Annotated in this window: 1 pseudogene; it reads right to left on the bottom strand. The window is 69.6% G+C overall.

What is annotated here, in order from left to right:
- Positions 1–519 (bottom strand): annotated as a pseudogene (locus tag ACVCAH_RS37905) (group II intron reverse transcriptase/maturase); the annotation flags it as partial.
- Between the last annotated feature and the right edge of the window lie 607 nt (positions 520–1,126).

Below are 1,126 nucleotides of genomic sequence, written 5' to 3'. Positions count from 1 at the left end.
GCCGTAGAGGTGGATGTCGGCGATCGCGTCCTGGGCCCGCCGTTTGGGCCGGAACCCGTAGGAGACCGGCTCGAAGCCGGCCTCGAAGATCGGCTCCAGCACCAGCTTCAACGCCGCCTGCACGACCCGGTCCGCCACGGTCGGAATACCGAGGCGGCGGACCTTGCCCGACCCGCCGGGCTTCGGGATCTTGCGTTCCCGCACCGGCAGCGGCCGGAACGTGCCCGCCTTGAGCCGGGCACGCAGGTCGGTCAGGAACCCGGGGACGCCGATCGACTCCTCGACATGGTCGACGGTCAGGCCGTCGACGCCGGGAGTGCGTGCGCCCCGGTTACCGGCGACCCGGTCGAACGCCATGACCAGCGTCGCCGGGTCGTGCACGAGGTTGAACAGGTCATCGAACCGGCGGCCGGGGTCGGCCGCCGCCCAACGATGAAGTTTGGCCTGCATCTCCGCTACCCGCCGAACCGGACTCGCGTCCGGGCGGGCGTCGCCGTTCGGCGGCGCGTCTTGCGGCATTACAGCATCCATCCCTTCGCGTAACCGCTGCCGCCCTTCCCCATGTGCCGGGCTCTCCCCGGCTCGGAGTACTACGGCGGCTCCGCCCCACCCGGCCCGTTCGGCGGTCGGTGCGCCTATCCCGGACCGTCCGTTGGATGCGGGCGGCACCGGGAGCCGTGGTCGGGTGGTTCCCGTGTTCACTGCTGCTCGTTCGTCGAAGGAGGAGCCCGACTTTGCCCCTGCGGCCTTGCCATGGGTACGCCGCAGACCTTCCCCACGGCCTCCCGGACCGGCGATCCTGTCCGGCCCGGAAGCTCCCCCGACCCCGCATGCGACCGGGGAAACACCGCCATCCGGCCTCTATCCACCAGGTTCGAGCCGGTAACCCATTAAGGGACGTAATGACGCCGGTTCCTCGCGTACTCCTCTTCGTCTCGCTCGCCGGACCCGCACCATCTGGCAGTGCTGGAACGTCCCGGCTTTGTCAGGGCCGCTTCCCACCCGTCCCGGCACCACCCGGAACAGGCTGCCCTCAGCTACGTCCACCTGCTGCGACAGACAAACGGTGGCGGTCTTTCACCTCCACTCGAACAACAGCGCCTCACGGCGCACCGGATCAGAAGGT

It is taken from the genome of Micromonospora sp. LZ34, assembly GCF_052981855.1.
The sequence above is the reverse complement of the archived record's forward strand: the minus strand, read 5'-3'. Positions and strand labels throughout refer to the sequence as shown.